23 protein-coding genes and 3 pseudogenes are annotated in these 25,881 nt (G+C 70.8%); 11 read left to right on the forward strand and 15 right to left on the reverse strand.

Annotated elements, in window-relative coordinates:
- The 5 genes from J1792_RS33595 to J1792_RS33615 all read left to right on the forward strand — a co-directional run.
- Positions 1-1,351: aspartate ammonia-lyase (locus J1792_RS33595; RefSeq protein WP_207248994.1), on the forward strand; the 1,351-nt coding region annotated here is incomplete at its 5' end.
- A 39-nt stretch (positions 1,352-1,390) separates the two neighbouring features.
- Positions 1,391-2,806 carry an NAD-dependent malic enzyme gene (locus J1792_RS33600; RefSeq protein WP_207248995.1) on the forward strand — a complete coding sequence of 472 codons (1,416 nt, stop codon included), beginning with the start codon at positions 1,391-1,393 and terminating at the stop codon, positions 2,804-2,806.
- Between the two features lie 687 nt (positions 2,807-3,493).
- The gene (locus J1792_RS33605) at positions 3,494-4,276 is read left to right on the forward strand and encodes an aminotransferase class IV family protein (protein WP_086567862.1); all 783 of its coding nucleotides are present in this window, start codon (positions 3,494-3,496) and stop codon (positions 4,274-4,276) included.
- A gap of 220 nt (positions 4,277-4,496) precedes the next feature.
- The gene (locus tag J1792_RS33610) at positions 4,497-5,033 is read left to right on the forward strand and encodes a helix-turn-helix domain-containing protein (protein WP_086567886.1); all 537 of its coding nucleotides are present in this window, start codon (positions 4,497-4,499) and stop codon (positions 5,031-5,033) included.
- Between the two features lie 145 nt (positions 5,034-5,178).
- Positions 5,179-7,962 carry an AfsR/SARP family transcriptional regulator gene (locus J1792_RS33615; RefSeq protein ID WP_207248997.1) on the forward strand — a complete coding sequence of 928 codons (2,784 nt, stop codon included), beginning with the start codon at positions 5,179-5,181 and terminating at the stop codon, positions 7,960-7,962.
- Positions 7,963-8,067: 105 nt separating this feature from the next.
- Here the strand turns inward: J1792_RS33615 and J1792_RS33620 are convergent, their stop codons facing one another.
- Positions 8,068-8,730, reverse strand: a complete 663-nt coding sequence (locus J1792_RS33620) for a DUF4232 domain-containing protein (RefSeq protein WP_086567865.1) — start codon at positions 8,728-8,730, stop codon at positions 8,068-8,070.
- A gap of 279 nt (positions 8,731-9,009) precedes the next feature.
- Entirely contained in the window at positions 9,010-9,423 is a 414-nt protein-coding gene (locus J1792_RS33625; protein ID WP_086567867.1) for an organic hydroperoxide resistance protein, read from the reverse strand.
- Between the two features lie 118 nt (positions 9,424-9,541).
- Between J1792_RS33625 and J1792_RS33630 the strand changes: the two genes are divergently transcribed.
- Positions 9,542-10,039: a MarR family winged helix-turn-helix transcriptional regulator gene (locus J1792_RS33630; protein ID WP_086567868.1), complete on the forward strand. Its 498-nt coding sequence runs from the start codon at positions 9,542-9,544 to the stop codon at positions 10,037-10,039.
- A 59-nt stretch (positions 10,040-10,098) separates the two neighbouring features.
- Here the strand turns inward: J1792_RS33630 and J1792_RS33635 are convergent, their stop codons facing one another.
- The 7 genes and pseudogenes from J1792_RS33635 to J1792_RS33655 form a co-directional block, all read right to left on the reverse strand.
- Positions 10,099-11,430 carry a glycoside hydrolase family protein gene (locus J1792_RS33635; protein ID WP_207248998.1) on the reverse strand — a complete coding sequence of 444 codons (1,332 nt, stop codon included), beginning with the start codon at positions 11,428-11,430 and terminating at the stop codon, positions 10,099-10,101.
- Positions 11,431-11,581: 151 nt separating this feature from the next.
- On the reverse strand, positions 11,582-13,132 hold the full coding sequence (locus J1792_RS35615) for a neocarzinostatin apoprotein domain-containing protein (RefSeq protein ID WP_207248999.1): 1,551 nt from the start codon (positions 13,130-13,132) through the stop codon (positions 11,582-11,584).
- 485 nt (positions 13,133-13,617) lie between these two features.
- Positions 13,618-13,809, reverse strand: coding sequence for an ATP-binding cassette domain-containing protein (locus tag J1792_RS35260; RefSeq protein WP_372446215.1), 192 nt, complete (start codon positions 13,807-13,809; stop codon positions 13,618-13,620).
- 67 nt (positions 13,810-13,876) lie between these two features.
- The gene (locus tag J1792_RS35620; protein ID WP_307843163.1) at positions 13,877-14,512 is read right to left on the reverse strand and encodes a BBE domain-containing protein; all 636 of its coding nucleotides are present in this window, start codon (positions 14,510-14,512) and stop codon (positions 13,877-13,879) included.
- A gap of 277 nt (positions 14,513-14,789) precedes the next feature.
- Positions 14,790-14,957: pseudogene (locus J1792_RS36060) on the reverse strand (FAD-binding protein); the annotation flags it as partial.
- A 73-nt stretch (positions 14,958-15,030) separates the two neighbouring features.
- Positions 15,031-15,246, reverse strand: a pseudogene (locus tag J1792_RS36065) (FAD-binding protein); the annotation flags it as partial.
- Positions 15,246-15,995: an antibiotic biosynthesis monooxygenase gene (locus J1792_RS33655; RefSeq protein WP_207249000.1), complete on the reverse strand. Its 750-nt coding sequence runs from the start codon at positions 15,993-15,995 to the stop codon at positions 15,246-15,248. The gene J1792_RS33655 and the pseudogene J1792_RS36065, both read right to left, overlap by 1 nt.
- A 303-nt stretch (positions 15,996-16,298) precedes the next feature.
- Between J1792_RS33655 and J1792_RS33660 the strand changes: the two genes are divergently transcribed.
- Complete coding sequence (locus J1792_RS33660; protein ID WP_086567875.1) at positions 16,299-16,712, forward strand: hypothetical protein; 414 nt, start codon at positions 16,299-16,301, stop codon at positions 16,710-16,712.
- Here J1792_RS33660 and J1792_RS33665 read toward each other — a convergent pair.
- Complete coding sequence (locus J1792_RS33665; protein ID WP_207249001.1) at positions 16,703-16,858, reverse strand: hypothetical protein; 156 nt, start codon at positions 16,856-16,858, stop codon at positions 16,703-16,705. The two genes, J1792_RS33660 and J1792_RS33665, sit on opposite strands and share 10 nt — an antisense overlap.
- A 128-nt stretch (positions 16,859-16,986) precedes the next feature.
- On the opposite strand from J1792_RS33665, the gene J1792_RS33670 reads away from it, so the two are divergent.
- The 3 genes and pseudogenes from J1792_RS33670 (at position 16,987) to J1792_RS33680 (ending at position 19,207) form a co-directional block, all read left to right on the forward strand.
- Positions 16,987-17,211 (forward strand): nuclear transport factor 2 family protein, encoded by a 225-nt coding sequence (locus J1792_RS33670; protein WP_242647065.1) that lies wholly within the window; start codon positions 16,987-16,989, stop codon positions 17,209-17,211.
- A gap of 379 nt (positions 17,212-17,590) precedes the next feature.
- The gene (locus J1792_RS33675; protein ID WP_086567876.1) at positions 17,591-18,427 is read left to right on the forward strand and encodes a hypothetical protein; all 837 of its coding nucleotides are present in this window, start codon (positions 17,591-17,593) and stop codon (positions 18,425-18,427) included.
- An 81-nt stretch (positions 18,428-18,508) separates the two neighbouring features.
- Positions 18,509-19,207, forward strand: a pseudogene (locus tag J1792_RS33680) (IS5 family transposase).
- Positions 19,208-19,312: 105 nt separating this feature from the next.
- On the opposite strand, the gene J1792_RS33685 reads toward J1792_RS33680, so the two are convergent.
- The 5 genes from J1792_RS33685 to J1792_RS35630 all read right to left on the reverse strand — a co-directional run bounded on the left by J1792_RS33685 (position 19,313) and on the right by J1792_RS35630 (position 24,067).
- The gene (locus J1792_RS33685) at positions 19,313-20,248 is read right to left on the reverse strand and encodes an SDR family NAD(P)-dependent oxidoreductase (RefSeq protein WP_207249002.1); all 936 of its coding nucleotides are present in this window, start codon (positions 20,246-20,248) and stop codon (positions 19,313-19,315) included.
- A complete protein-coding gene (locus J1792_RS33690) occupies positions 20,245-21,609 on the reverse strand; it encodes an FAD-dependent oxidoreductase (RefSeq protein WP_086567879.1) in 1,365 nt (454 codons plus the stop codon). Before J1792_RS33690 ends, J1792_RS33685 begins: the two co-directional genes overlap by 4 nt.
- Positions 21,606-22,586 carry a spirocyclase AveC family protein gene (locus tag J1792_RS33695; RefSeq protein ID WP_207249003.1) on the reverse strand — a complete coding sequence of 327 codons (981 nt, stop codon included), beginning with the start codon at positions 22,584-22,586 and terminating at the stop codon, positions 21,606-21,608. Before J1792_RS33695 ends, J1792_RS33690 begins: the two co-directional genes overlap by 4 nt.
- 97 nt (positions 22,587-22,683) lie before the next feature.
- Positions 22,684-23,601, reverse strand: coding sequence for a UbiA family prenyltransferase (locus tag J1792_RS33700; RefSeq protein ID WP_207249004.1), 918 nt, complete (start codon positions 23,599-23,601; stop codon positions 22,684-22,686).
- A 184-nt stretch (positions 23,602-23,785) separates the two neighbouring features.
- Positions 23,786-24,067 carry a hypothetical protein gene (locus tag J1792_RS35630; RefSeq protein ID WP_307843164.1) on the reverse strand — a complete coding sequence of 94 codons (282 nt, stop codon included), beginning with the start codon at positions 24,065-24,067 and terminating at the stop codon, positions 23,786-23,788.
- Between the two features lie 584 nt (positions 24,068-24,651).
- Here J1792_RS35630 and J1792_RS33710 point away from each other — a divergent pair.
- Positions 24,652-25,779 (forward strand): FAD-dependent oxidoreductase, encoded by a 1,128-nt coding sequence (locus tag J1792_RS33710; protein WP_207249005.1) that lies wholly within the window; start codon positions 24,652-24,654, stop codon positions 25,777-25,779.
- Positions 25,780-25,881 lie beyond the last annotated feature (102 nt).

A 25,881-nucleotide genomic window follows, 5' to 3' on the forward strand; every position in this document is an offset into this window, starting at 1 on the left:
CCATACCCTGCGCGCCGTGGAGAACTTCCCCATCACCGGGACGCCCATCTCCGCCTACCCCGACCTCGTCTCCGCCCTCGCCTCCGTCAAGGAGGCCGCGGCCCTCGCCAACCGCGACCTCGGCCTGCTCGACGACCGCAAGGTGGACGCGATCGCCCAGGCCTGCGAGGAGATCCGCGCCGGCCGGCTGCACGACCACTTCGTCGTCGACGTCATCCAGGGCGGCGCCGGCACCTCCACCAACATGAACGCCAACGAGGTCATAGCCAACCGGGCGCTGGAACTCCTCGGCCACGAGCGCGGCGCCTACGGGCACCTGCACCCGCTGGAGGACGTCAACGCGGGCCAGAGCACCAACGACGTCTACCCGACCGCGGTCAAGCTCGCCCTGCAGCTCGCCGCCGCCCGGCTGCTGGAGGCCATGGAGGTCCTGCGCCAGGCATTCGCGGCGAAGGCGGAGGAGTTCGCGGACGTCCTGAAGATGGGCCGCACCCAGCTGCAGGACGCGGTGCCCATGACGCTGGGCCAGGAGTTCGCCGCGTACGCCGTCATGCTGGACGAGGACCGCGCCCGCCTGGCCGAGGCCTGCGCACTGATCAGCGAGATCAACCTCGGTGGCACCGCCATCGGCACCGGCCTCAACGCCCACCCGGACTACGCCGCGCTGGCCTGCCGCCACCTGGGCGCCATCACGGGCATCCCTTTCACCGTCGCCGGCGACCTGGTCGAGGCCACGCAGGACATGGGCGCGTTCGTCCAGCTCTCCGGCGTCCTCAAGCGGATCGCCGTCAAGCTCTCCAAGACCTGCAACGACTTGCGCCTGCTGTCCTGCGGCCCGCGCGCCGGCCTCGCCGAGATCAACCTGCCGCCCGTCCAGGCGGGCTCGAGCATCATGCCCGGCAAGGTCAACCCCGTCATCCCCGAGGTCGTCAACCAGATCGCCTTCGAGGTCATAGGCAACGACGTGACCGTCACCTTCGCCGCCGAGGCCGGCCAGCTCCAGCTCAACGCCTTCGAGCCGGTCATCGCGCACAGCCTCCTCAAGAGCATCGGTCACCTGCGGGCCGGCTGCCTCACGCTCGCCGAGCGCTGCGTCACCGGCATCACCGCCAACCGCGAGCACCTCGCGCGCCTCGTCGAGCAGTCCATCGGCCTGGCCACCGCCCTCAACCCGCACATCGGCTACGAGCAGGCCACCGCCGTCGCCCAGGAGGCGCTCACCACGGGCGCCGCCGTCCACGACCTCGTCCTGGCCAAGGGCCTCCTCACCCAGGAACAGCTGCGCGAGATCCTCCACCCGGACAACCTCGCCCGCCCCCACACGCGCACGGCCACGACCGCCCGCGCCTGAGACCGTTCCCGAACCACCCGAGAAAGAAGAAGCACCCACATGGCAACGGCGCCTAGCGTCTCGTACTCGATGACGGTCCGACTCGAGGTCCCCGCGGGCGGGACCGCGGTCAGCCAGCTCACCACGGCCGTCGAGTCCTCCGGCGGCTCCGTGACCGGCCTCGACGTGACCGCCTCCGGCCACGAGAAGCTCCGGATCGACGTCACCATGGCGACCACGTCCACCGAGCACGCCGACGAGATCGTGGAGAAGCTCCGCGGCATCGAGGGCGTCGTCCTGGGCAAGGTCTCCGACCGTACGTTCCTGATGCACCTCGGCGGCAAGATCGAGATGGCGTCCAAGCACCCCATCCGCAACCGCGACGACCTCTCCATGGTCTACACCCCCGGCGTGGCCCGTGTGTGCATGGCGATCGCGGAGAACCCCGAGGACGCCCGCCGTCTGACCATCAAGCGCAACTCGGTGGCCGTGGTCACCGACGGCTCCGCCGTGCTGGGCCTGGGTAACATCGGCCCCAAGGCCGCGCTGCCGGTCATGGAGGGCAAGGCGGCCCTCTTCAAGCGCTTCGCCGGCATCGACGCCTGGCCGATCTGCCTGGACACCCAGGACTCCGACGCCATCGTCGAGATCGTCAAGGCCATCGCCCCCGGCTTCGCGGGCATCAACCTCGAGGACATCTCCGCCCCCCGCTGCTTCGAGATCGAGGCCCGGCTGCGCGAGGCCCTGGACATCCCCGTCTTCCACGACGACCAGCACGGCACCGCCATCGTCGTCCTCGCCGCGTTGACCAACGCGCTGCGCGTGGTCGGCAAGGGCATCGGCGACGTACGGGTCGTCATGTCCGGTGCGGGCGCGGCCGGCACGGCCATCCTGAAGCTGCTGACCGCCGCCGGCGTCAAGCACGCCGTCGTCGCCGACATCCACGGCGTCGTCCACGCCGGCCGCAAGGACCTGGTCTCCGCCGACCCCGAGTCCGCGCTGCGGTGGATCGCCGACAACACCAACCCCGAGGGCATGACCGGCACCCTCAAGGAGGCCGTGCGCGGCGCCGACGTCTTCATCGGCGTCTCGGCCCCCAACGTCCTGGGCGGCGAGGACGTGGCCGCCATGGCGGACGACGCCATCGTCTTCGCGCTCGCCAACCCCGACCCCGAGGTCGACCCGGCCATCGCCCGCCAGACCGCTGCCGTGGTCGCCACCGGCCGCTCCGACTTCCCCAACCAGATCAACAACGTCCTGGTCTTCCCCGGCGTCTTCCGCGGCCTGCTGGACGCCCAGTCCCGCACGGTCAACACCGACATGATGCTCGCCGCCGCCCGCGCCCTCGCCGACGTCGTCGCCGGCGACGAACTCAACGCCAACTACATCATCCCCAGCGTCTTCAACGACAAGGCCACCGCGGCCGTCGCCGCCGCGGTGAAGAAGGCGGCGACGGTGCTCCGTCAGGGCGAATGAGCGGTTGCCGGACCACTCGTCGGCGTTGGTCACCTCGATCGTCGCCGTGTGAGGTGTCCGGCTACCGCAACCGGAAGCGAGCGGGCCTCGCGCCCGGGGCCGGTGGTGCGGTCGGACGCAGGCAGGCGCGTTCAGGTCCCGTCCTCGGCCCCTTCGGCCCGGTCGGCCGGTTCGGCGATCATCGCGGTGGCGAAGCGGCGGAAGCCCGCCCGGGCGTAGACCCGGGAGCACCGTGCCGTCGAGCAGAGCGGCGACGATCACCGATGTACCGGCCTCCAGGCGTGCCGCGAGACGTGCCACCGAACCGTCGTCGTTCAAGGCGCTTGCCATTGCGACCAGTTGTGCAGGACCTGTCGTGCCGATGCGGGTGCCCGCTTCCGTGAAGGCCAGGTGCGCGGCGGCGAGGGCGTCGGCCAGCGCTCTCGGGTACACCCAGTTCACGCTGGCGGGCGCGGACGCGGACCACGTCTTCACGACCGACCGTGCCAGGACGGCCGAGGGCCGGACGGGCGTAGTACGGCCAGTGGCCACGGCCCTCCTGTACGAACAGGGTCAGCGGGCCGAAGTCCTCGGCCCGAGCACCGGTACGGGGGACGGCGTCGCCGCCCAAGCCCTCCGGACCTGCGTGTCGCGCGGTCGGCAGCGCCCGCGGCCAGGCACGGGTCACACGTGCCCCACACTGGGCCCATGGCCAATGTCAATGGAGCACCCGTATCCGTCGAGCACCTGCTGCCCCTCGCCCTGACGAACTACGGGCATTTCACCACCATGAGAATGGAGAACGGAGCGGTCCGCGGGCTGTCGCTGCACCTCGCGCGGCTCGTACAGGACTGTGCCACGGTCTTCGGGGCGGAACTCGACGCGCAGCGGGTCCTGCGCTACGTACGGCAGGAGGTCGGCCGGTGCACCGACCCGCTGACCGTGCGCGTCACCGTCTTCGCCCCGGACCTGGACATGGCGCATCCGGCCGGGAACGCGGAGCCCCACGTTCTGGTGACCACGCGTCCTGCCGGTTCCCTCGCCCCGCCTCCTCTCCGGGTCACCTCCCTCGCCTTCGGCCGCGACACCGCGGCCGTGAAGCACATCGCGATGTTCAGCCAGCTCAGGCTGCGACGTGAGGCGCAGCTCGCCGGGTTCGAGGACGTCGTGTTCACCGACCCCGACGGCCGGATCTCGGAAGGCTGTACGTGGAACATCGGCTTCGTGGACGGGTCCGGTCAGGTGGTGTGGCCGGACGCCGACATGCTGCCGGGGGTGACCATGCGCCTGCTGCAGGGTGCCCACCGTCAGAGCATCGTGCGGGCGGTCCCGGTCGGTGAGCTGCCCTCCCTGCGCGCCGCCTTCGCCACCAACGCCGCCATCGGCGTGCGCGCGATCCGTGCGATCGACGACGTGAGGTTCCCGGAGGACGACGCGGTGTTCGCGGCCCTCAGGGATGCCTATGTCGCACTTCCGGTGGAACCCCTGTAGCTGCGCTGCGCAGAGCATCGTCGCCGCGCTGGGCAGCCGTCCTTCCTCAAGCCCCGCACCGATCGGCACCGCGGGCTAAGGGACACCGAGCAGCCGCAGGACGGCGGTGACCGCGGCTGCCGTGAGCACCACTGCGAGGAACGGGACTTTGCGCCAGGCCAGCACTCCGGCCGGACGCGCGACGCCGGCCGGACCGTGGCCCTCGGTCAGGAAGGTCCCACTGGAGACGATCGCGAGCGGCCTGCGCCGGGAGCGTGCCCGGACCGGACTGTCGCTCAGCGAGGTCGCGCGGCAGGCGGGCATCTCCAAGTCGACGCTCTCGCACTTGGAGGCGGGCAACGGCAATCCCAGCCTGGAGACGCTCTGGGCTCTCTGCGTGGCCCTGGACGTGCCGTTCTCCCGGCTGCTTGACCCGCCCCGTCCTCAGACCCACGTGATCAGAGCCGGTGAGGGCGCCGCGGTCGCCGCGGCCGAGTCCGACTACCGGGCCACCCTGCTGGCCGCCAGCCCGCCCGGCGCCCGCCGCGACGTCTACCGTATCGACGCCGAGCCGGGCACCGTGCGCGCCTCCCGCCCGCACATGCCCGGCGTCGTGGAACACCTCCTGCTCGCCAGCGGCCGGGCGCTGGCCGGCGTCAGCGGCGAGGAGGTGGAACTCGGCCCCGGCGACTACATGGTCTACCCCGCCGACCTCCCGCATGTCTTCGAGGCCCTCAGCCCCTCGACCCGGGCGGTCCTCGTCCTGGAACACCCCTGACCGTGAGCGGCCCCGGATTGCATCACGGGCGGAGCGTGGTCGTGTTCCCTCGCCCTGGCCGCGTGGAGCCGCTACCGGATCCTGGATCGAGAGTGCTCCGGAACTCCGGCATCCTGGTCCTTTCTTACGAGGAGGCATTGGACCTGTGGAATTCCGGCTGCTTGGCGCGGTGGCGATCAGCACCGATACCGGCGACGTCCCTCTCGGTCCCGCCAAACGGCGCAGCCTGCTCGCCGCGCTGTTGTTGAGGCCCAACTACCCGCTCTCGGTCGAGCAGCTGACGGCGGCCCTATGGGACCATGAACCGCCGCTCCATGCCCGCGGGGTCATCCAGGGGCATGTGTCGAGGCTGCGGACCTTGCTGACGGCAGCCGGCGCCGAGGCGTACGAGGTCGAGCTGGTCACCCAGGGCGCGGGCTACGTTCTGCGGATGCCGGAGACGCTGCTGGACGCGTACCGCTTCGAGACGCTGGTGGCCCTGGCCCGGGAGCAGCGTGCCCCGGCCGATGCCGTGGCGATGTACCAGGACGCGCTGTCGCTGTGGCAGGGGGCCGCGCTGGCCGACGTGTATCCGAGTCCGCCGCTCCAGGCCGCCGCGCACGCGCTGGAGGAGCTCCGGCTGGCTTCGGTGGAGCAGTTGGCCTGCGAGTACGGGCGGTTGGGCGAGCACGCCCGGGCGGCCGCCGTGCTCCGCGCGGAGGCCTTCGCCCATCCGCTGCGCGAATCGCTGTCCGCCGCCCTGATGGGGGCGCTCCGGAGGGCGGGCCGCCGCTCGGAGGCGCTCGACTGGTTCCATCGCACGCGGCGGCTGCTCGCCGACGAACTCGGCGTGGACCCGGGCCGGGAACTGGCGGACGCGTACGCCTTGGCCTTGCGCGGCGGGGAAGAAGGCGAGGCGGCGAAGGCCACCGCAGGGGACATGACGAAGGCCGCCGACGCGGTTCCGGTTCCGTGCCCGGCCACCACGACGCACGCCCCGCTCCCCGCCCCCGTACCGGCTGCAGCTCCCCATACCGGTGCACCCGATCTGCTGCCGCGCGCGCCGCGCGGCTTCCACGGGCGGGTCGCGGAGCTCGCCGCCCTGTCCCGGGCCGCCGCGGGCGAGGCGCCCGTCTGTCTGGTCACGGGGCCCGCCGGGGTGGGGAAGACGGCCCTCGTGCTGCAGTGGGCACACCACGGCCGTGCCGGTTTCCCCGATGGGCTGCTCTATGCAGACCTGCGCGGCTTCGGCGACACGGGCGAGCCGGCCCTTATCGAGGTGCTGCGCGAGTTCCTGCCGGCGCTCGGTGTCACGGAGCGCTGGATACCGGAGTCGGCGAGCGGCGCGGCCGCGCTGTTCCGGTCGCTGGCCGCCGACCGTCAGCTCCTCGTCGTGCTGGACAACGCGCGGGGCTCCGAGCAGGTCCGGCCGCTCCTGCCGGGCGGTCCCCGCTGCGTCACCGTCGTCACCAGCAGACACCAGCTGTCGGGGCTGATCGTCACTGACGCCGCCCGACCCGTTCCCGTGGACGTGCTCGGGCCGGAGGACGGCACGGCGCTCCTCGCCGGGGTGCTCGGCACGGAGCGGGTGCTCGCGGAGCCGGTGGCCGCACGGCGGCTGGCCGAGCTGTGTGGCGGGTTGCCGCTCGCGCTCCGGGTGGCCGCCGCCCGGCTGGCGCAACGGCCCAGCTGGTCGCTGGGCGCGATGACCACCGAACTGTCCGACGAGACGCGTCGGCTGGGCCTGCTGGACGTGGAGGACACCGGCGTGCGAGCGGCTCTGCGCCTGACGCTGCAACAGCTCCCCGGGCATGTCTCCCGTCAGTTCGCTCATCTCGGCCGTCACCCGGGCACGCACGTCGACCGGTACGCGGCGGCGGCCCTGGCGGGCACGGACCCGGCAGCCGCCGAGACCGCCCTGGAGCGGCTGGCCGTCGCGCACCTCGTCACGGAGACGGCGCCCGGCCGCTGGACGCTGCACGATCTCGTACGGCTCTACGCGCGTGGCCTGGAATCCGGTCCTGATGCGCTCAAGCGCGTGCTCGACCACTACATCGCCACGGGCCTCGCGGCCGTGGCGGCGGCCGAGCCCGGCAACGAGGAGTGCTTCCCGATGCCGGCAGACTTCCTGCCGCCCGCCGCCGTACGGGAGTTTCGCGACCGGTCCGCCGCCGTGGCCTGGTACGGGGCGGAGCGGGACGACCTCACGCTGGCGGTGGCCGCCGCGCGCGCCGCCGGACTGCACGGCAGGACCTGGCGGATCGTCCTGACGCTGTGGCCGCTGATCGTGTGGCGCGTTCGGGACGGATGGGTCCCGCTCCTGGAGACCGCGCTCGAGGCGGCACGGGCCGACGCCGAGCAGCAGGGCGAGTCGCGGGTACTGAACGTGCTCGGCTGGGTGCTGATCGAGGAAGGGCGCGCCGCGGAGGCGCTCACTCGCCTGGGGGCCGCCTCCGCGATCGCCGCGCGGGCGGGCGACCTGATCGCCGAGGCGAACGCGCTGATCGTCCTGGCCATGGCGCAAGCAGCGCTCGGCGACCCGGACGAGGCCGCGGAGGTCTGCGAGCGGGCAGTGGAGCTGGCGCGCAAAGCCGACGACCGGACCATCGAGAGACTGGCCCTGCAGCACCTCGCCCGGCATCAGGTCGACGCCGGGGAATGGCACCCGGCCCTCGACACGGCGACCGAGGCCCTCGCCTTCGACGACCGGTCACCCACGGCCGACGTGCCCCGGATCCTGCTGCTCATGGTGAAGGGAGAGGCGCTGCTGGGGCTCGGGGACCATGCCGAGGGCATCCGGCAGCTCGACCTGGCGGCCCGGGAGGCGGAGTCATCCGGCTACGAGGACGGCGCGGTACGGGCGCTCGGCGCGCTGCTGCGGGTCTCGGCGGACGAGGGGTTCCAGGCACGGTACGACGCGGCGCTGACACGGCTCACGGCCCGTCCGTGACCGTACGTCGGTGGGACGACGGGACGGTGGGACGCGCGTGAACGGGACACCGGTTCGGGGCTTCCTGGCGGGCGCGACGTGGCGACGGCGCGACCCAGCTGACGGCTAGAAGTCGTCGGCGCCGTTGCGCAGCTCGTGCGTCCAGTAGCCGGTCGCCCACTTCGCCGGGTCGACGGCGATGCCGCCGCCCGGAGCCTTCACGGCGGCCATGCCGCCGCCTCCCTGGAGCGTGACGGAGAAGGCCGTGACGGGCTCGGTGTTCTCCGTGCGCCCGCCGTCCGACAGCTTCACCACGGCGTAGGCGGGGGCACCGGCGGTGAGCACGACGGGCGTGGCGGGCTTGCTCTTGGCGACCGGCGGCACGTTCTCCCGGTGGCTTTCGAGGAACTGGATCTCCGGGAAACCGTTCAGCTTGCAGCTGTGGCCCGAGGTGTTCTTCGCCGTCAGGACGATGTGGGTGTAAGGCGGCCCGTCCTGGTAGGCGGCGCTGATGGAGACGTTCTTGGTGGTGCAGACGGGCACGCTCGCGGCCGCCTGTCCGGTGGAGGCCTTCGTGGCCCCGGCGCCCCGTGCGGTGTCGGCCTTCTTCCCGTTGGCGCTGCCCTGCGCGGACTGCGCCGACGAGGGCGCTGACGCGGAGGTGTCGGCCGCCGGTCCGGCGGACTTCGTATCGGAACCGTCCTGGCCGCAGGCGGTGAGGGTCAGAGCGAGCACGGCGGTGGCAGCGGCGGTGAGGACGGTGGTGGGGCGGGTGTGAAACGCGCGCATGGGAATTCCCTTTGGGGGTGAGCGTGCGGCAAACGCCTGATTCTCTCCGGCAAGCCGCACCTGAACTACAGGCAGGCATGAGTTTGGCGACCACCGCTAACGCTCTGCTGCCTTGGCGCTGACGTCCCGCTAATGCTCTGCCGTGGTGACGCTGACGTCCACCGGCCACGGCTCGCTCCGGGGCTGCTCGGCAGACGGACCCGGGGCGATTCGGGCACGGCCTACCGGCGCGACGGCCCCGCACCCGTGGCCGCCGCGCCCTCTCCCCTATTACTCGACTTACTCGACGACGAGCTCGACCAGGACATTGCCGCGGGTCGCGTTGGAGTAGGGGCAGACCTGGTGCGCCTGCTCGACCAGCTTGCGGCCCGTAGCGGCGTCGACCGTGTCGGGCAGCTCCACGCGCAGCGTGACCGCCAGCCCGTAGCCCTCGCCCTCCTTGCCGATGCCGACCTCGGCGGTCACCGCGGCATCGCTGACGTCGATCTTCGCGTGCCGGCCGACCAGGCCGAGGGCGCTGGCGAAGCACGCCGCGTAACCGGCGGCGAACAGCTGCTCGGGGTTCGTCCCCTCGCCATTGCCACCCATCGCCACCGGGAGGGCGAGCCCGACATCGAGGCGGCCGTCGGAGCTGACGGCGCGGCCCTCACGGCCGTGGGTGGCGGTGGCGACAGCGGTGTACAGGGTTTCCATGGAAACCATCCCTCTCGAAGATCGCGGCGGTCGCCTGTCCGGCCCGCCTGACGACCATCACGATAGTGCACAATTCAGTTGTGCACAATTAAATGCCTGGCGAGCTACCCTGGGGCACATGACGAAGCCGCCGGCCGCCCCGCACGGAAACACGCCCCACGAGGACTACCTCCGCCTGGACCGGCAGCTGTGCTTCTCCCTCAACGCCGCCTCCCGCGCGTTCGGCGCCGTCTACCGCACCCTCCTCAAGGACCTCGGCCTCACCTACCCCCAGTACCTGGTCATGCTGGCCCTCTGGGAGCACACCGAGCTGCCGGTCAAGCGACTGGGCGAGCTCCTGCGCCTGGACTCCGGGACACTCTCCCCGCTCCTCAAGCGCCTGGAGACAGCCGGCCTCGTGCACCGCGAACGCAACGCACACGACGAGCGCTCCGTCCTCGTCCGCCTCACCCCGGCCGGCACGGAGCTGCGCGAGGAGGCCGCGCTCGTACCGGTCCGGATCGCCGCCGCCACGGGGTTCGACGCCCAGGATGCCGCCGACCTGCGCACGCTCCTGGAACGACTGACGCTCGCGCTCGACGGCGCGGCCCTCGACGGCACGCCGCCCTGCGACTGACGACACCCCCGTCACCCGTCGCGGGCGCCATCACCGGTACCGCGGACCAGGCGTCCCGCTCAGCCGTCCAGCCAGCACACCTCGTACGGCGCCAGGGTCAGAACCCGGCCGTCCACCCTGGCCACGACCCGCCGCGACTCCGTGTTGACGACGAGAACGGCGCTCTCGTCGGCGAGGACCTGGATCCTGGCACCGGCTTCGGCGGAGGCGACGACCGGGCGGAAGGCGCTCCCCGGCGGGAACTCACGGGCGAACCGGCCGAGCAGCCGCCCCATGGGCAACTCGTGCCCTCCCCCGTCCAGATGGGTGCTCCGCCAAAGACAGCCCGGGCAGTCGCTCCCGGGCCTTTGCGGATTCCAGTAGAAGGCGGTGGCGGCACCGCTCATGGCCAGCCACATCATCGCGGTGGCCTGTACGGCGGTGCGGTGCTGCTCGCTCCAGCCGTCCCGGCCGCATGCCCGGCCGTCTTCGGCGGGCGGCTCGACGTACCACTCGGCCCACCACACCGGAAGCCTGGTCAGGCTCCTCAGCCAGCGGGTGACGTCGGCGAACTTCTGGGTGGCGGTGAACTCGTCGGGGATCGTCCGGTGACCCTCACGCGTGTAGCTGGATCCGTCCACGACGATGAAGTCCGCTCCCGCCTTGTGCTCGTTCCAGTAGCGGATGGCGTCCACGGAACGCCGGTCGAGCGCGCCCCAGGGGCCGCGCACGTCGGGTGAGCCGTCCTCGTCGCCGGGGGGCTCGTGGTCGACCACGGCGTACGGGCCGCCGACGCGATTGTCCGGGTTCTGCCGCTTCAGCTCCGCGTGGACGAGGTTGTACAGCTCTGTGTACCCCTCGTGGTTCCAGCGGCACCTGTCCTCGTCGTAGAAGCCCTTCAGCTCGTTCCACACGAGGAAGTGCCGGATGTCCGGGTACCGCCGCGCCACCACACCCGCGAGCCGTGCGAAGTCCGCGTAGTGCCCCGGATCGGGAGCCGCCTCCAGCCGAGCCCAGTCGGTACGCCCCTTCCGCCCGCCCTTCATCCAGTCCGGGGCACCGCACAGGGTGAGGACGGGGATCCCGCCCGTGGACCGCATCAACGCGACGCGCTCGTCGAGCGCCTCGAAGTCGTAGTGCCCCGGCGAGGGTTCGGGGTTCTCCGCACCCCACCCCATGAGGTGCTGGTTCTGCGGCATGGGCTGCGCGGAGAGCAGGTCAATGGCCCGGCGGGTGGCGTCCGGCGCGCCATGGTCCGCACTGTACTGGGTGTGGGTGACGCCGATGCCCAGGTGGAGCCCGGCCTGATCGCCGGGCGTCTCGGGCGGCTCCCTCCGCTGCTCGCCTCCGCGCGCACCGAACAATCCGCCGACCAATGCGCCGAACCGTGTGCCGGAACCCCACCGTTCCATGCCGGACAGTATCGACTTACGTGCTCCGTCGCGTGGCCCCACGATGGGCAAGAGTATCCGCGATCGTCCGGATTTCCTACGGTTGCCATCGTACGCCCGGCGGAACGGCCGTCCGAGGCTGGGTAGTTGTCCCCGCGGCGACCGGAAGTGATCACCTCGAGGCGGAGCCGTCGGCGGTGTCAGTGACATGCGGGCCCGCCGCCGGGGCGAAGCTCAGCGGGTGGCGGACCGACTCCGGGCCGCGGACGCGGGTGCCGAAGACCACCAGCTCGCAGGCTCCTGCGGTTCGGCAGTCGACGGTGCGGCCGTCGATGCTGGTGAAGCCGGCCGACAGGGTGACCGACTCGTCGACCCGGCCGTCGTCGTCGGTCGCGGGCGGCCTGGTGCGGGAGCGGCAGCCGGAGGTGGTTGCCGCGCCGGTGGCGCACTCCATGATCAGCACGTGGTACTGGGGCTCGTAGCCCTCCCCCGTGGCGCGCACCGACTGGCCGTCCATCAGCCCTCTGTCCGGATTCACGTCGAAGGTGGGCGGCGGCTCCATGCGGCCGTCCGGCCTGAAGCGCAGCGGGACAGTGGTCAGCAGGGCGCCGGTGTTGTCGGTGAGGGCCAGGGAGCACGGGTCGTTGGATGATGCCGCGCGGCAGTCGACCTTCCCGGTGGGGTTGGCGAGTTGGGCGTACAGCTTTTTCGGGGAGGCCCCGTACGTGCCGTCCGGGTACACACGGAACTGGCGGCCGGTGGCGTCGTCACAGGTGGTCGCGGATGCCGAGGGCCCGCACTGCTTGACCCAGACGTGTGCCTTGGGCGGGCCGCCCGCGATCGTGAACGTGACGATGTCGCCGTCCAGGAGGCGGGTGGTGCGGTTCGCCTCCAGCCGGGGGCCGGTCGTGGCGGCGGCCCGTGGGGCCGGTGCGGTCGCCGGGGACAGCAGCCGCCACGGGCTCCAGCCGCCGCCCGGTGCCGACTGGTCGATCTCCCACATGCGGTCCCTGTTCCACTCCCGCGCCGTCAGATGGATCCGGCCGTCGGGACGTTGCTCCACGGTACTCGGTTGGCTCAGGCCTACGTTCTGCTCCGGGATCTGCCCCAGGGACTGGACCGGACCCCAGCCTTCGCCGGCATTCCGCTGGTGCCGCACCTCCATCGCATTGCCGCTTCGCGCCCCCGAGGCGAAGGCGTCGATGCTGCCGTCCCGCTCCTTGAACAGCACCACTCCGCCGTGGTACGGCGCCGGTGCGAGTCCGAACGGTTCGGGGGTGCTCCAGCCGTCGTTCTCCTCCACCACGTGACAAAACGAGCCGTAGGTGGAGAACAGCAGCTCGAGATCACCCGCCGAGTTCTCGATCGCCGCGATGGAGTAGCTCTTCGGGCCGACGGTTGCCGCGCTCACCCGCTGCCACTGCCCGTACGGGCCGCCCGGCGCGTCCTGTTCGCGATGCCAGACGAAGGGCAGGCCCCCCGTCGCCGTGGCATCGTAGAAGAGCTGGAACTGGGCGATCCGGCCATCCGTACGGTCCACGGACACCAGGCTCTCGGCCACCGGCCTGCCGGCCTGGCCCTTGGCGCCGCCATCGGTTTGGCAGGCGCCCGCGGCACCCGTTACGGGCGCTGCGGACTTCGCCGCGGCGGGTGCCGCCACGGCCGCCGAGGGGGCCGCCACGGCTCCGCCGCCGACCAGCGCCAGCACGACTCCGCCGCGCACCAGCGCCCCGACTCGTCTGCCCCGCCACCCTCTTCGCCGTAAGTCCATCGACTTTCCCGCCTTCGAATCGTCCTGATCCGGCTCACCCGGCAGAGGAGCATCTTCGTGGCGCACTGCGGGTCCCCACCAGCCCGCGATTTCGGCCAGCGCTCCCCCGCGCCCCGGAGGCGAGAATCCGATGGAGCAACGAGCCTGCGCGACGTCGCCGCCCGAGAGGCCACGCGGCCAGCGGTCGCAGCACCCACCGCGATGGCCAGACCTGCGCTGCCCCCGGGAGGACAGTGGCCGGCTAAGAGCGATCCGATAGGGGCCGCCGTTTCCATCTGGACAGCGGCCGGACGACGGCCGGCGCGTCAGTTCGACTGTGGCGGAGAGGGCAGGATTCGAACCTGCGTGGGCATAACCCGACCGTAAGCTGCTGCTCTGGTCCCCGATAAGCCACTCCGGGCACCTCTCCGTGACCTGCGCCAGGTATCCCGGCCCGCTCACAAAGACAACACTGCCAGCCCCCGCTGACACGCCCCTGACACACTGCTGACCAGCACCCACAGCAGTTTGACGAGGGTGCTCTTGCCGGCGCCGTTGTGGCCGACCAGGGCCAGGGCCTGGCCGTGTGGGATGCGGAAACTGACGCCGCGCAGCACCCAGGGGTGGCCGTCGTCGTAACGGAACCACACGTCACGGGTGCCGAGCCGGCGCCTGGACTCGCTCAGACGCTCCGGCCGGCCCCCGGGAGGGGGCGGATCACGGCGCGAGGTAGGAGTGGAAGACGTTCTCCGGGTCCCACCGCGCCTTGAGCTCTTGCAGACGGTCCCAGTCGGCGGGGGCGTACGAGCGCCGGGCGCGGTCGGCGCCGGCCTCCAGGTCGGCCTCGGCGACGTACCGTCCGCCGTGCCCCGACGGGTCCGTCGCGGCCGCCACGCCCCGCAGCCAGAGGGCGTTGGCCTCGTCGGCGCCCGGGTCGTCCCAGATCGCGTAGGAGACGCAATAGGACCGGCCGAGCGGCGAGAAGGACATGTTGCGCAGCAGGACCGGCTCCTCGGACACCGGCTGCACCGGGGCCAGCACGAGGGACCTGGGGGACGGGGCGTGGGCGACCGCGTCGGCCACCCGGGTCAGCTGGGCCTCGTAGGTCTCGGCCGACCACAACGTGTCGGCCGCGTACCGGCGGCAGGGCGGCCAGAGCGATTCGGCGCCCGCGTGCAGGGCCGCGAACGACGTCGGCTCGGGCGCCTGCCGGGAGCCGGCGGCTGTGGCGAAGGGGCAGTCGGCCACCGGGGCGAGCGAGGCGAGCGCTTCGTCCGGCGACGCCGCGAACGAGGTGGCGGCGCATGACCTGTGGCCCTGCCGGAGGCGTCGCGACGGGATCTGCGCAGGCACGCAGGACGAGGGACGTCTCGACATACGACGGGAGTTCGCGCGCGGTCCGCTCCCCCCAGGCCGCCACCCGCCCGACCTCGTCCAACGGGAACGTCAGGCTGGTGGTCACGATGGCCGCCGGCTGGGGGTGGAGGCCGAGCCGGAAGCGGGTGACGACGGCGAAGAAGCCCGGCCCCGCGCCCCGGGCGGCCCAGAACAGGTCGCTGTTCTCCGTCTCCGAGCAGATCACCGTGCGGCCGTCGGCGGTGACGGCCTCGATCTCCTGGACGTCGGCGCACGACACGCCCCAGGCACGGGAGTTCCAGCCGAGCCCGCCGCTCAGAAGGAAGCCGCCCACCGCGACGGTGGGGCAGTGGCCCACGGGAAAGGCCAGGTCGTGCGGGGCGAGCGCCGCGACCAGGTCCCGGCCGGTGGCCGCGGGCCCGACCGTGGCCGTCGCCGACACGGGGTCGACCTCGCACCCCCCCGAGCCCTGACAGGTCGATCAGCAGTCCCCCGTCCCGGAGCGGGGAGCCCGACCAATTGTGACCGCCGGAGCGCACCGACACGCGCAGCCCGTGGGAGCGGGCGTAGGACAGGGCCCTCACGACGTCCCCCGCGGAGGCGGCCCGCACGATGGCATCGGGGGTTCGTCGCGGCTTGCGCCCGTTCCACACCGCGTCGGCCCTGGCCCATTCGTAGTCCCGGTCACCGCGCCGGATCAGGACCCCTTCGAACTCCCTTTCCGCGGACATCAGCTGATCAGCTCGAAGATCGCGACGAACAGCAGATAGGCGAGCACCACCAGCGCCGCGCCCGCAACGTGCACACGGGCGCTACGGGCGCGCCCCGGCACCAGCCAGAAGGCGAGCACCCTGTTCACCAGGGGCATCAGCAGCCAGGTCAGCGCGCTGACGCTCAGCACGTTGCCGATGAACAGACCGACGTAGCCGGGGACGCCGAGGTCGTCCAGCTCGTAGCCCACGGTCAGGTTCAGGACCATCACGGTGGGATAGAGGGCCAGGAGCACGGACATGGCCTGCTTCCAGTTGGGCGGAGCGTCACCCCGTGCGCCTCCCTCGAAGCTGAACCAACCGCTGAACGCCGAACCGACCTTGTGGACGTCGTACGAGGCGAAGTAGCGACGCCCCTCCTCCAGCAACCCCTGGCGGACGTCGGAGGCGAGCCAGTCGTCGAGGTGCTCGCGGGAATCGAACCGGAACACGGCGACCCAGCGCTCCTGGACCCCCTGGACCGGCCTGAACAACTCGGAACCCATGAATCCGGGTGCCTTCTCCTGCGCCTTGAGGGCCTTCGCCTGCCAGCGCAGGAACCCCTGTTCTCGCCCGGGCTCCACCACGTGGGAGACGACGGCCGTGACGGCGCCGGACTCCTGCTCGGCGGGGGTGCCGCCGAACGGGTTGCCGCTGGGCAGCCCGTCGGAGGCGCCGTAGCCGCTGGGGTCAGGGCGGATGGTGGGCGGCCAGACCGCAGCAGCTCCCACCTCGCGTCGGAGCCCACAGCGCCCGTCGCCGCGGCGCCGCGCGCCTGCTCAATCGGGCACAGCCCGGCCTCCGTCGCCGTTCCGCTGTGCGGTACCCGTCGGCGAGCCGGACGAGAAGCGGATGCAAGCTCCACGCCGACAAGGGCGACCTCTCTGTCCGGACCGTGTCCGGACAGGCCGCTGACCAGGCCGGACAGTGCCGATTAGTCCGGGACACCAGCTCTCCATTGCAGTCGCCGGGGGCCTGACAACAGGCTGCTGAGCACGCAGCACACCGGCTCACCTACGGAGAGGAAGAAAACGATGTCCCGTCTGGCAAACATCGGCAGGACGGCCGCAGTCGCGGCCACCGTCGGCGCCCTCGCCCTGACCGCCACCGGCACGGCGCATGCCGTCGGCGTCAACGCCTCCAGCGCAGACGCCCGGTTCACCGGCTCCTACTACGTCACGAGCGAGAAGGTAAAAATCTACGGCACGCTGAAGGACTTCGGCGCGCACCGGGGGCAGTCCCAGGCGTTCGTCCGCATCAAGAGCACGGAGGGCAACTACAACCACAAGCTGAGCCCCGCTGTGGACAACCGCAAGTCGCACACCTACACCGACACCGCCCCATACGGCGGAACCTTCCTCTCCGGCACTCTCACCGTCTGCTCCTGGGTCAACTCCGGCGGCGGCTCGGTGTGGAAGTGCGGCACACCGGTGGGAATCTACAAGTAGCCGCGGCCTTCGTGGCGCTGTACACCCACCGCGTAGCTCGGGAGCATCAGGTGCGCGGCGATCGAGAAAACGTCGACCAGGTCGGCGGGCCCGTACGCCCCGTGGACCGCGGCGACCGCCGCGGTCCACGGAAGCCTGGCCGTCACTCGGCCTTCCTGAACACCTCCGACATCCCGTTCGGTTATGCGGCCCGTGCCTCTGCAGCACGAGGGCTTGAGCGCTCCACGTGACTGGGAGCGTCTGCGCCGTATGATCACCCGCCGGGCCGGTATGCATGAGCCCATGGTCATATCCGCCCCCAGGCCCGCCGGTCCAGCGATCGTATGTCACCGTGTTGCAGGCGCTGCCCGATCCGCCGCTGCAACCCGTCGCCGGCGGTCGATACCACGACCGTTTCGAGCGCCGTGATGGGCAGTGGCGCTTCGCGGAGCGACGGGTCCGCATCAACCCCGTCGGCGATGCGAGTCGCCATCTGCGTCAGCCTGCCGCAAGGCGGTAGTCCTCCCCCGAGGGGGCCCGTCTCAACTGCCGGCGCCGTGGGCGCTGACCCATCCCATGCTCTGGGGATCGCCCAACGCACACTTCATCGCCGGCTCGGCTTCACGCTCTCCCCCGACGGCATCGGCATCTCCACCCCAGCGGGGGCGTCACCTTCGGGTCCGCCTCAACGATGGTTGCGTTGTCGTAGCCCAGGTGATGGCCCCCACCTGGAGCAGCCCGGCCGAGTCCGTTCCCGCCCGGAGCCGAAGCGCCCGGGCCCCAGCGGCGATCGCTTTCTAGTCGTCGTGCACCGGCTAGGAGAGTGAACCGGCGTGGCCAGGGACGGGACCGATCGTTTTCCAGACTGGCCAGGAATTTCTCCGTATTCCTCTCGATGAATGGGGTTCACCGTGCGGCGTGCGTGTCGTCGGAGCCGGTGGAATGTCGTTGTCACCGGTGTCGCCTCGGTCGGCCTCGTGGGATTGCTCACCACTCCGGCCGCCCCCGCGTCCCCCGACCACCGCAGGATCTCCGACTGCCTGGGAAAGGAGGACGGCTACGACCACGGGCTCCTGCAGAACAACAGGGAATGGGCGCGGGCCGAGAACCGCCGCCTGGGATACGCCAGGTACGCGACATGTCGTTTCGTCATCACGCACAGGTCCCGGTACGTGGACCTCAGGCAAAAAGCCGTGTCGGACACCTACGGCGCCTGCGACGGCCCCGCATGGAGTGTCGAACTGCTGGTCAACGAGTCCGTGGCCAGGTCGAAGGCGTTTTCGCGGGAGAGGGAGAGGCTCAGGAAGCGGCAGCGGTCGATCGAAAGAAACGTCTCGGGCTTGATCTCGGCGGCCATTGCGGACGTGCTGGACATCAGCCTCCTCGGCGACGACGTCACCGTAGCCCATCTGGAAGGCGAAGAACACTCACAGCGGCATGGCGAGACCACGGAGTGGACCGACAGCAAAACCGACGAGAAGAAGAACATCGTCAGCATCCCCGAGGGGAAGAGGGTCTATCTCCGGTCCGCCCCGTGGCTTCAGAGGAGTTCTGGCTACCTGGAGATGAGCTACTGGGAAGGCGAGGCCGGCGGCCGCAGAAGGACCGTGAAGAAGAACGACCTGACGACCCACACCCCGGTCCTGAGAGCGAACAAGAAGCCGCGCATGGACTACCAGACCCGATGGATGGAGTGCCCCGAGAAGAAGCCCGAAAAGAAGCCCGAGAAGAAGTAAGCGCAGGGCCCGCCCACATTGGGCGTACTGGCCACGCCACTGGTCATACGAAGCCGGCGGTCGAACCGAGCGGAACCGCAGGTGACTCCGCCGCGGCTAGTTGAGCGGCTGGTGCCGGATGAGTTATGGGACATGTTTCAGCGTGTGGTGCCCGAGGCGCCGTCGCGGCCTCAGGGCGGTGGCCGACGTCGGCACGGCGACCGGGAAGTGCTGGCGGCGATCGTGTTCGCCGTCACCTCGGGCTGTACCTGGCAACAGCTGCCCACGGCGCCGTTCGGACCCTCCGGCGCGACCGCCCATCGGCGCCAAGCTCCCACCGCCTGGTCCTCGACGAGCTCGGTGCCCGCGGCGAGCTGGACTGGTCCCGCTGCGCGATCGACTCGGTGAACATGAGGGCCTTGAAAAGGGGGACCTGACAGGTCTGAATCCTGTCGATCGGGGCAAGTTCGGATCGAAGATCCACTTGATCACCGAGCGGACCGGTCTGCCTCTGTCCGTGGGCATCTCCGGCGCGAACATGCACGACAGCCTCGGGCTCGAACCTCTCGTGCGGGGCATCTCGCCGATCCGGTCCCGGCGAGGACCCCTACGCCGGCGTCCCGGCAAGCTCCACGCCGACAAGGGCTACGAGTACGCCCACCTGCGGTGATGGTTATGCGGGCGCGGCATCACCCACCGCATCGCCCGCCGGGGCATCGAGTCCTCCCAGCGACTGGGCCTCCACCCGCCTTCACCAGCATCGCCTGCACCCTCATCTGTTACCGAAAACTCACCAAGTGAGATGACGCTTAACTGGACAGCCCCCGCCGACGGGCTCCGGAGCCGGCGGCGCTAACGCCGCTCACTCCGAGGCCGGCGCGTCGACGCCCGGCTGCGGCGGCCGCGTCACCTGCGCGGGAGGTGCGTGGCACCGGTGAGGAGGGTCCGGGTGAGGGTGTCCCATTGTCGGGCGGTCAGTGCTTGTGCGGTGATGGCGGCGAGGCGGGCGTGTCCGGTGACGAGTCGGCGGGGTGCGGGCCGTTTCGTGGTGAGGGTGCGTTCGATGCGTGCGGCCACGTGTTCGGGGTCGGCGCAGGCGAGGGCGAGGAGGGCTGCGCCGAGCCGGGCGGTCGTGGGCAGGGCGCTCTTCGGCTTCAAGGTGGTGTTCAGGCGTCGGTCGGTGTCTTGCAGGATGGTGCGGTAGGTTCGCACAGCGTCCCTGTAAGGGTCATCGGATTCAGTCTGGCGTTCGGCGGTGGCGGCGCTGTGTGTGGCGCCGGCCAGGAAAGCGGTGCGGACGAAGCCCGGTTCGAGGACGCTGACGTCTACGCCGAAGGGCTGGACCTCCGTGCGAAGGACTTCGGCCAGGACGGCGGCTGCCGCCTTGGCCGCGGTGTAGCCGCCGAGCAGGGGGACTGAGAAGCGGGCTCCCATGGACCCGATGACGATGATGCGGCCCTGGCCTGCGGCGCGCATGCCTGGCAGGACGAGTTGGGTCAGGTACAGAGGACCGGCAACGTGCACTTCGAACTGGTTGCGCAGTGCGTCGCGGGTGAGGCTTTCGACCGGCCCGACGAGGCTGGTGCCGGCGTTGTGGACTACTGCGCCCACCGGCCCGTGCTCGGCCTCGATGACGTTGACCGCTTCACTCATGGACGTTTCGTCGGTGACGTCGAGGAGCACGGTTCGACAGCCGCCCGCGTGCAGGTCCGGGGTGTGGGTGGGATCGCGGACGGCCGCGTAGACGATCCACCCGTGGCGGGCCAGGCGCAGGGCGCACGCTTTGCCGATGCCGCTGGAGCAGCCAGTGATCAGGACCGGTTGTAGGCGGGTCGGGTTCACGGGTTCCTCCGTGGAGTGATCGGTGGGGCCAGTACGGCGGCCAGTACGTGCGGGCTCAGCAGGATGGCGGGGCCTTTGAGCATGTGCTGGACGAGGACGAAGCGCCGATAGAGCTCAGGGTTTCGGGGAACGTGGGCCAGGACGCGGGCGAGGTACCAGCGCACGGCCTGGGTGAAGGCGCCGGGAGTGGTTTCCTGCCACCCCAGGTCGCTACTTGTGGCGATCAGCCAGGGCAGGCGGACGCTGCGGGCGGCGCGCTTTTGGAACACGCGCGCGACGCCGTCGAGGCATCCGCTGGGGCGTCGGGCGCGCAGCAGGTCGCGCAGGACGGTGGCCTGGATGGCGGCGACGGTCATGCCCTGTCCGTAGACGGGGTTGAACGTGCACAGGGCGTCCCCGAGGACTATGAGGCGTTCCACGTGGCGCTTTTGCAGGTGGTCGTAGCGGTGCCAGCGGTTCGCCAGGTTGGTGAAGCACCGTACGGGCGAGAGGGGCTCACCCAGACGTATGGCGTCCGCGATATAGGGGTTGTCAAGTGCGGCTGCGAAAGCTTCGAACTCTTCTGGTGCGGTGGGAGGGAGGTTGCCTGCGGCGCCCATCAGGGAGACGACCCAGCGTCGGCCGTCGACGGTTGCGACCGCGCCCCCGCGTGGCACGTCGGGTGCGTAGGTCATCTGCAGGGTGCATACCCACTGCGGCGGGGACGCGGCGGGCTGGGTGTAGAGGCGCGAGGCGTAGGCGTAGCGGGCGTCGACCACCGAGGTCGTGGGTCGCGTCCATCCTGCTTCGGCGAGCCAGCGGGGTAGCCGAGACGAGCGGCCTTGGGCGTCGATCACCAGGTCGGCTGCGACAGTTGTCGGCTCGCCGGCCGTAGCGGGGCGCACGAGGACGCCGTCCACTTCTGTGCGACCGGGGGGCGCGGACAGGCCGCACACGACGTGTCCGTCGAGGAGGGTGATGTGCGGGTGTGCCAGGACCCGTGCCCTGATCCGGGCTTCCAGAGTGGTGCGGTTGAAGGACTGTGCCTGGATGCCGGTCTTGTTCCGTGGGGTCCACCCGGCGGGTGTCAGCACGGGGAAGGCCGCACCGAAGTCGAAGACAGGGGCTCCGGCCTGCCGCAGTTCTTCTCGTAGGCCGGGAAAGAACTCCTCCAGGATGTGGGCGCCGCGCGCCATCATGCCGTGGACGTGATGGGCCTGCGGGATCCCGGGACGCACCACCTGGCCGTCGGAGAGGCGGTCGCGTTCGATGATGGTGACCCGGTCGAAGAACTCGGTGAGGACGTGCGCCGTCAGCAGTCCGGCGAATCCGCCGCCACAGATCACCGCGTGACCGAACCCGGCCTTCGGGCCGCCGGTCATCGGTCAGCTTCTTCCGCCGGCGACACGCAGAGTGGTTGCCCAGGTGTGAGGCAGCGGGTGCTCGAGAGGTGGCTGGGCCGGTCCTGATCCACCGGATCACCGTGCAGGGAGATCGTGTTGAAGAGCAGGGCGTAGGACAGGAACAGGAAGTTCAGGACGCCCGCGACGGCCAGAATCCGCAGAGTGACTGCCACGCGCGGCGGCAGACCGGTGTCGCCGCGCTCCACCGCGGACCGGTCCTGCGCAGTGCGGAAGAACCGCAGTGAGCCCGCCACCCCCCACACGGAGCCCAGCAGCACGGCCTCATAGAGCGGGAACTGGTACGGCTGCCCGGACCACAGGGTGAGAGCGCCCACCGTCCCCGGGTAGGAGATCAGCCCGGTAAGGAGCAGCGCCGATTCGCACACAAGGTCCAGGACCGTTCCGGTCACGATCGCCACCGCGACCAGCGCGGGGCGTGAGCTCAGGCTGCACACGGGTGCGCATCGGCGCAGTACCGCGCAGATCACTACGGCGGTGCACAGGCCCAGGAGCGGGAAGAGCGTCGACGTCAACAGCAGCGGCGCGGGCGTGCGGTCGTCACCCCGGCTCACCCAGCCCGGCACCTGCGGTGCCCAGGAACTCAGATTGGCGAGGTAGGAGCTGTAGAAGAAGTCCGCCCGCCACAGCACTGGCATGTGGTCCTGCCAGTAGACAAGGAACCATCCTCCCAGCAGCAATGCGTCGAACGACAGCCGGCGCCGGGCGCGACAGTCGCGGACCACGTGCACCAGGCACAGGACGAACGCGCACGGCACCAGAACCTGGAACAGCCACGCCCACACCCGCACCCCGCGGGGTACCGGGTCGTCCCCGGTGCCTACCGGCGCGGGATCCCCCCGCAGCAGCCATGCCGCGTACACATACAACTGCAGGATCACAAAGGCGGCGCCGAGCAGGGCCCACCACACGATGGGCCGCGAGATCAGGGACCGCAACCCGAGGGACTCAGTAGCAAGGGAAGGGGTACCGGCGCCCGTCACGGGACAACTCCGTTCGACAAGACCGACGATGACGCCGCTGCGCCCCGTGTCCTCATACCGAAAACGCCGGCCCGCACAGCAACCAGCACCACACGCAGCAGTACAACTGATAGGTCAGCGCGTCCTGGCGCGGGCTGCGCAGCACCCACAGACGGGCCGTCACCAGCACGCATCCCAGGGCCAGCACGGAGAGCCAGATAAGCACCGGGGCGGTGATGTTCGGCTCCAGCGCCCACAGCGTCGCGCACGGCACGAGCACGAGCGCCACACCCACCGCACCCCGCACCACGGGCGCTCCTAAGACCACCGGCAGGGTCCGTCGGCCCACCGTCGTGTCGCCGGGGACGTCCCTCAGGTCCTCTACGAACCCGATCAGCCAGTACGCGGTGCCCGCGACCACCCAGTACCAGGCCGCAGGGGTCAGCGGGCCCGCCAGCTTCCAGGCCGCCCCCAACAGTGCGAAGGCACCCGCGACAATCGCGGGATTCTTCACGAACCACCAGCGCATCAGGTTCTCGTACGTACGCACCCCGACCAGCACCACCCACAAAACCGTCCAGGGCAGCACGCCCCATATCTGCCCGGCCAGGAGGAACAGCACGACCACCACCACGAGGCGGTGCGTCGTCCCCCGGACGGTGACCAGCCCGCGGGGAAGGGGACGGTAGGGCTTGTTGGCGCGGTCCTCCTCGACTCCCACCAGCTGGTTCGACAAGGTGTGCACGGACAGGAACAGCCAGAAATAGACCAGGCTCCTGCCCAGCACCCACGCCAGATCCGAGGCCGGAAGATGCAGGCTCCGCCATGCCGCGACCGCGAAGAGCACCCCTGGCACCACTGCGGCTGACAGGTCCACCACGTTGAACCGCCAGCTCAGCACCACCTCACGCCACAGCCCGCACCACCAGCGCCGTAATACCTCCGACCGCGCTCGGTAGCGTGGCTGTCCGACCAACCCATCGTCGGTCATGAAACTCCCCCGAAGCGCAACTCTCCGGCACCGAGCCAGGACAGGAACGGGCACAGAATCAATCCCCAGGGTCACGGCGCTTCATGTACCGACGCCAGGCCGTGTTCCCCCGTCGACACCGGCTCGAGCCGATTGGGCGTACGTTCGTCCACCGCACGCCTGGCCTGCGAACAGTCCCAGTACGTCAGGCCGGCAGGGAGACGCGCAGGCGGTCGAGGGCGCGGAGGACCTCGCCCCGGTTTTTCGCGCTCTTGAACCAGGCGGGCATCCGAGCGATGAACGACATCTTCCGCCCCCGCTCGTACCAGGGCCCCCGCTCCCGCAGCGGCGCCCGGACGAACTGCCGCAGCATCTCCAGATGCTCCGGGTTGTAGGCCCAGACCCGGCCGTGCCGCGTCTCGACCTGCAACCACAGCGGCACCTGGAAGTAGGGGTCGGCCACCTCCCCCGGACCGCCGCGGAACACAATCGGCGTCCCGGGGTGCTGCCGTGACAGTCCGCACCCACGGCAGACGAGGTTCCGAGGACGGTAGAGCACGGAGGCCGCGCCGGGGTCCGCGGGCGCCGGCACGACGCGCGCAACGCCCGCACACCTCGGACACCGCACGAGCACCGTCCCGACGAGCTCGTCCCTCTTGACCATCGGATCCCGGAACCGGACGGGGCCAGAGGGCGGCGGAGAGACGTGGGGCGTGGTCATCCATCCAGTATCGGTCGGTATCGGTGCGGCGCCCGCACAGCAGCTTGCCTGCTTGGCAGCTGATGGCACGCACGAGACCACGAGTGACGAACCGCAGAGTTACGCGGCACCGAGGCCGCTGCCGCATACCCCCGCACGCCACCGACACGAAGTGCGTCAACGAAGGCGGATGGCTCGTGCCCGCCGACGGCGCGGATCCGCCGATGCGATACGGCCACCAGCTCTCTGCGGTGTCGGTCGCCTATCGGGGACTGTCGGTCCGATGCCGGTGGCTTGTCGGCGGGGCCTGTCACCTTTCCAGAGACGGCCGATCGGAGCCCACCGGGCGGCCCGATCCCGAAGGAGTCACCATGCACACGCCTGTCACGATCATCGGCGCCGGACTCGGCGGACTCACGCTGGCCCGCGTCCTGCACATCCACGGAATCCCGGCCACGGTCTACGAGGCGGAGTCCTCCCCGTCGGCGCGCATGCAGGGCGGGATGCTCGACATCCACGACTACAACGGGCAGCTCGCCCTCCAGGCGGCCGGCCTGATGGACGAGTTCCACGCCATCGTCCTGGAGGGCCGTCAGGCGATGCGGGTCCTCGACCGGGACGGGACCGTCCTGTTCGACAAAGCCGATGACGGCACGGGCGGACGTCCCGAGGTCCAGCGCGGTGAGCTGCGCCGGATCCTGCTCGACTCGCTCCCGGCCGGCACCGTCCGGTGGGGGCACAAGGTCGCAAGCGCCCGTACCCTCGGCGAGGGCCGCCATGAGGTGACGTTCGCCGACGGCGGCACCGTCGCCACCAGCCTGCTGGTCGGCGCGGACGGCGCATGGTCACGGATCCGGCCGCTGCTCTCCACCGCCATACCCGAGTACACCGGCACGTCCTGCGTCGAGACGTACCTGTTCGACGCCGACACCCGGCACCCCGCCGCCGCGAAGGCGGTCGGCGGCGGAATGCTGATCGCGCCCGCGCCGGGCAGGGAGATCTTCGCTCACCGGGAAAGCGGCGACACCCTGCACACCTACGTGGGGCTGGCCAAGCCGCAGGACTGGTTCGCCGCCATCGATTTCACCGATGCCGCCGCGGCCACCGCGCGGATCGCCCAGGAGTTCGACGGCTGGGCCCCGGAACTCACCGCCCTGATCACCGACGGCGACACCGCGCCGGTCCTGCGCCCCCTCTACGCTCTGCCGACCGGGCACCGGTGGGACCGGGTGCCGGGAGTGACCCTGACCGGCGACGCCGCCCACCTCGCCGGCCCGAACGGCGAAGGCGCCAACCTGGCCATGCTCGACGGCGCCGAACTCGGCAAGGCCCTCGCCGCGCACCCCGACGACATCGAGGCCGCGCTCACCGAGTACGAGCAGGCCATGTTCCCGCGCAGCGCCGAGTTCGCCACTTTCGAAGGTGCCGAGGTCCACGGGATCGACTCCGACGACGACACAGCCCGCGCCCTGTTCAACACGATCACCGGGAAGGGTTGATGAACCATTCAAGCCCCGAACTCTGATGCTCCCCTTCCGCCCTCGCTCAACCCCTATCCGAGCACCGGCGGACGGAGTGGGCATCTGACACGGGGCTGCGGG

Origin of the sequence: Streptomyces triculaminicus (genome assembly GCF_017349075.1) — a bacterium.
GTDB lineage: Bacteria > Actinomycetota > Actinomycetes > Streptomycetales > Streptomycetaceae > Streptomyces > Streptomyces triculaminicus.

What these genes read in the sequence shown, in the direction of transcription:
- J1792_RS33600 (WP_207248995.1), top strand. Translation starts at nt 1,391, where the DNA reads ATGGCAACGGCGCCTAGCGTCTCGTACTCGATGACGGTCCGACTCGAG.
- J1792_RS33605 (WP_086567862.1), top strand. Translation starts at nt 3,494, where the DNA reads ATGGCCAATGTCAATGGAGCACCCGTATCCGTCGAGCACCTGCTGCCC.
- J1792_RS33620 (WP_086567865.1), bottom strand. Translation starts at nt 8,730, where the DNA reads ATGCGCGCGTTTCACACCCGCCCCACCACCGTCCTCACCGCCGCTGCC.
- J1792_RS33625 (WP_086567867.1), bottom strand. Translation starts at nt 9,423, where the DNA reads ATGGAAACCCTGTACACCGCTGTCGCCACCGCCACCCACGGCCGTGAG.
- J1792_RS33630 (WP_086567868.1), top strand. Translation starts at nt 9,542, where the DNA reads ATGACGAAGCCGCCGGCCGCCCCGCACGGAAACACGCCCCACGAGGAC.
- J1792_RS33635 (WP_207248998.1), bottom strand. Translation starts at nt 11,430, where the DNA reads ATGGAACGGTGGGGTTCCGGCACACGGTTCGGCGCATTGGTCGGCGGA.
- J1792_RS33660 (WP_086567875.1), top strand. Translation starts at nt 16,299, where the DNA reads ATGTCCCGTCTGGCAAACATCGGCAGGACGGCCGCAGTCGCGGCCACC.
- J1792_RS33670 (WP_242647065.1), top strand. Translation starts at nt 16,987, where the DNA reads ATGAGCCCATGGTCATATCCGCCCCCAGGCCCGCCGGTCCAGCGATCG.
- J1792_RS33675 (WP_086567876.1), top strand. Translation starts at nt 17,591, where the DNA reads ATGGGGTTCACCGTGCGGCGTGCGTGTCGTCGGAGCCGGTGGAATGTC.
- J1792_RS33690 (WP_086567879.1), bottom strand. Translation starts at nt 21,609, where the DNA reads ATGACCGGCGGCCCGAAGGCCGGGTTCGGTCACGCGGTGATCTGTGGC.
- J1792_RS33700 (WP_207249004.1), bottom strand. Translation starts at nt 23,601, where the DNA reads ATGACCGACGATGGGTTGGTCGGACAGCCACGCTACCGAGCGCGGTCG.
- J1792_RS33710 (WP_207249005.1), top strand. Translation starts at nt 24,652, where the DNA reads ATGCACACGCCTGTCACGATCATCGGCGCCGGACTCGGCGGACTCACG.